Here is a 3,653-nt window from a genome sequence, read left to right as displayed (position 1 = left end):
AGCACGAGTACGACCACCTCGACGGCATCCTCTACGCCGACCGTCTCGAGACCAAGCACGCCAAGGCGGCCGCCAAAGCCGTGCGCCGCGAGGGCTGGGGCGTCGACGGCCTCGAGTGGCTGCCCGGGGTCGACAACCTCGACGAGTAGCGTCTCGGGCGGCTACGGGTTCGCCGCGGCCGCCCGCACCATCGACAGCAGCACCTCGGGCTCGACGTCTTTGTAGACCATGGCGTAGACACCGGCGTCGGCCGCACCCGGCACGTGTTCGTCGAGTTCGAGGGCCGTGATCAGGATGATCCGGGGTGCGGGCCCGAGGGCGAGCACCCGCGCGTCGCCGGTAATGCGTTCGCTCGCGACGAGACCGTTGACCCGTGGCATCCGGAGGTCCATCAGCACGACGTCCGTGCGCGTGCGCCGCACCTGGGCGAGCGCCTGCGCGCCGTCGCCGGCCTCGCCGACCACCTCGATATCGGGCTGCGAACCGAGCACCATGCGCAGTCCAGCGCGCTGCAGCGGCTGGTCGTCGGCGATGAGGACCGTGATCACTGCGGGTCCAGATTTACCCCGTGCACGCCGTTGTGGTACCGGATGGAGGGGAAGCTCGCGGCGATCGAGAACCCGACCCCGGCGTTGAGCGTCGCGGTGAAGACGCCGCCGAAGAGCTCGGTGCGCTCGCGCATCTCGGTGATTCCGGCGCCGCCGATGACTCCGGTGAGCGCGAACAGGTCGTCGTCGATCTCGCCCGGCCGGTGCTGCGACGCGTCGTTGGGGTTGAGCCCCGAGCGGCGCAGCTCGTTGCGCACGCCGTCGTCGTCGACCCGCAGCTGGAAGCCCTCCTCGGTCCAGGTGAAGACCACGGTCACCTCGGTGCCCTCGCCTCCGTGCTTCAGTGCGTTGTCGAGTGACTCCTGCAGGATGCGGTAGACCGCGAGCTCGGCGCCCGGGTTGAGGTCGTAGCGCTCCCCCGTCTCCTCGAAGGTGATGCGCAGGCCGGCCTCGGTCCTGAGTTTGACGAGTCCGCGGGTGCTCTTCAGAGCGGGATGCACGTCGACGTCGACCTCGGCCTCGCGCACGACGGTCATCACGCGGCGCAGGTCGGCGAGAGTGGAGCGGGCCACGTCGGCGATGACCGCTGCGGCGCGCACCGCGGCCGTCGGGTCGGATTCACCCGCGTACCGGGCGCCGTCGGCCTGGCCGATGATCACCGACATGTCGTGCACCGACACCTCGTGCAGCTCGCGGATGATGCGCAGCCGCCCGTTCTGCTCGGCGAGGGTCAGTTCGGCGTCGTTGCGTTCTCTTTCGAGCCGGATGCGCCTCGCGCGCTCCCGCGCCCGCAACCGGCGGGCACGCAGCCAGAGCGCCAGCAGCACGAGGGAGGCGACGAGGAGGATCGCGCCGGCGGTGGCCAGCGCGATGATGAGAACCATCGAGTTCTCGTCGATCCAGGTGTTCACGCGGTGTCTCCCTCTTGACCGGAACCGGCCAAGAGAGAGACTAGCGCGTGGGTCACTTGCGGGTCGGATCGCCGTAGTCGCTGTTGGCGCGCAGCACCTCCAGGCGGGCGCGGTACTCCTGCTCGTTGATGTCGCCCTGGGCGAAGCGCTCGGCGAGGGTCGACTCGGCGGCGCGTCCGGGCTGGGCCCAGCGCGGTCCGAAGCCGGGACCGAAGCCGGAGCCTGGCCCGTAGCCCGCGCCCCAGGCGGCGCGGCGCGAGCGGCGCACGATCGCGAAGATCAGTGCGAAGAACGCGATCCAGAACAGCGGGATCAGCAGGAAGAACCAGCCGAATCCCCCGCCCCACGGTCCGCCCGCGTGGGCGGCGATCGACGCAGCGGTGAGTGTTGATATCACGGGTAATCCATTCGTCGGGGGTTCCGTCGGAACCACTGACTCCAGCCTCGCGGCCTGACCGAGGATGCGAATCTGCCCGGCGGCGGCACCCGCGCTACTCCGCCGGGAGCACCGCGGGCGGGCGGCGTACTACGCTCGGCCCGGAACGACGAGCCCGGTCTCGTACGCCACGACGACGAGCTGCACGCGGTCGCGCGCGGCGAGCTTCGACATGATGCGCGAGACGTGGGTCTTGGCGGTGAGCGGGCTCAGGAACAGCGAACGGCCGATCTCTTCGTTGGTGAGCCCGAGGCCGACGAGCCCGAGCACCTCGCGTTCCCGGTCGGTGAGCACGTCGAGCCGCGCGGTGTTCGGCGCCTCGCGCAGGTCGCCCGCTATGCGCTCGAGCAGCCGCTTGGTGACGCCGGGGCTGAGCAGCGCGTCACCGCCGGCCACCACGCGCACGGCGCGGATGAGCTCGACCGGCTCGGTATCTTTCACCAGGAACCCGCTGGCGCCCGCGCGGATGGCCTGCCCCACGTATTCGTCCAGCTCGAACGTGGTGACGATCACGATGTGCGTGGCCCCGAGGTCGGGGTTGGCGGCGATCTGCTCCGTCGCCCAGAGGCCGTCACCGTCGGGCATCCGAATGTCCATCAGAACCACGTCGGGTCGTTGCGCGCCGACCAGCGCGACCGCCTCGACCCCCGTTCCGGCCTCGCCGACCACCTCGATGTCGTCCTCCGACTCGAGCAGGCTGCGGAAGCCGCCGCGGATGAGCTGCTGGTCGTCGGCTATCGCTACGCGGATCACTCAGGCACCGTCTTTCTCGGAATCGGAGGTTTTCTTCGGGATGGTGGCGACGACGCGGAAGCCGCGCCCGGGGGCCGGCCCGGCGTCGAGGGTGCCGCCGAGCAGCTCGGCGCGCTCGTGCATGCCGAGCAGGCCCCGGCCGCCGGATCTCTCGGACTGGGCGGAGACGCCCTCGCCGTCGTCGGTGACGCTCACCCGGTACTCGCCGCCGACCTCCTCGAGCACGACCAGAGCGCTGGTCGCCCGCGCGTGGCGAACGACGTTCGTGAGCGACTCCTGCACGATGCGGTACACCGCGAGCTGAACCGCCTGCGGCGCGGCGCCGAGCCGGTTGTCGAGCGTCACGTCGACTCCCTGCGAGGTGACGGATGCCGCGAGGCCGGCCAGGCGGGAGAGGTCGGGTTCGGGCACGAGCGGGGCGCCCGGGTCGGTGCCGGCCTCTGCGCGCAGCACGCCGAGCACCGAGCGCACCTCGTCGAGGGCGGTCTTGCTCGTCTCCTTGATGCTGGCGAGGGCGGCGGCGGCCTTCTCCGGCTGCTTGTCCATGAGGTGCAGGCCGACACTCGCCTGCACGTTGATCTGGCTGAGCGAATGGGCCAGCACGTCGTGCAGTTCGCGGGCGATGCGCACGCGCTCGGCCTGCACCTCGCTCTGCCGGCGGGTGGCGATCGTCGCCCGAAACCGTTCGAGACGGTCGCGGCGGTTGCGCACCCCCTCGGCGGCGCCGACGACGAGCAGGATTCCGATCGTGATGCCGACGATGCGCCACGGCTGCCAGTCGAGCCCGAAGATCGACGACAGGGCGATGGTGCCGACCCAGGCGACGGCGATCGAGATCCACGCCCACAGTCGAGCCCCGCGCACGATCGCCGCGCCGATGGCGAAGGCGAAAGAGATGTACGGCGGACCGTCGGTGCCGCTGGCGAGCAGCAGGTCGGCGCCCGCCGCGGCCGCCACGATCGCGACGACCGGGCCGGGAAACCGGCGCGCGCCGATGAGCGCGAC

General features: G+C 71.0%; 5 protein-coding genes. All 5 read right to left on the bottom strand.

The window, feature by feature from the left end; translation table 11 throughout:
• Positions 1 to 161: 161 nt before the first annotated feature.
• Positions 162 to 548: a response regulator transcription factor gene (locus tag ACLQ6X_RS07195; RefSeq protein ID WP_411699494.1), complete on the bottom strand. Its 387-nt coding sequence runs from the start codon at positions 546 to 548 to the stop codon at positions 162 to 164.
• On the bottom strand, positions 545 to 1,459 hold the full coding sequence (locus ACLQ6X_RS07190; protein WP_411699493.1) for a sensor histidine kinase: 915 nt from the start codon (positions 1,457 to 1,459) through the stop codon (positions 545 to 547). Before ACLQ6X_RS07190 ends, ACLQ6X_RS07195 begins: the two co-directional genes overlap by 4 nt.
• A gap of 52 nt (positions 1,460 to 1,511) precedes the next feature.
• Entirely contained in the window at positions 1,512 to 1,856 is a 345-nt protein-coding gene (locus ACLQ6X_RS07185; RefSeq protein WP_411699492.1) for an SHOCT domain-containing protein, read from the bottom strand.
• Positions 1,857 to 1,985: 129 nt separating this feature from the next.
• On the bottom strand, positions 1,986 to 2,648 hold the full coding sequence (locus ACLQ6X_RS07180; RefSeq protein WP_411699491.1) for a response regulator: 663 nt from the start codon (positions 2,646 to 2,648) through the stop codon (positions 1,986 to 1,988).
• A partial coding sequence (locus tag ACLQ6X_RS07175; protein WP_411699490.1) for a sensor histidine kinase occupies positions 2,649 to 3,653 on the bottom strand: 1,005 nt, incomplete at its 5' end.

Origin of the sequence: Conyzicola sp. (genome assembly GCF_046714715.1) — a bacterium.
In the GTDB taxonomy this organism is placed as follows: domain Bacteria; phylum Actinomycetota; class Actinomycetes; order Actinomycetales; family Microbacteriaceae; genus Conyzicola.
This window is presented reverse-complemented; position numbering and strand designations above follow the sequence as displayed.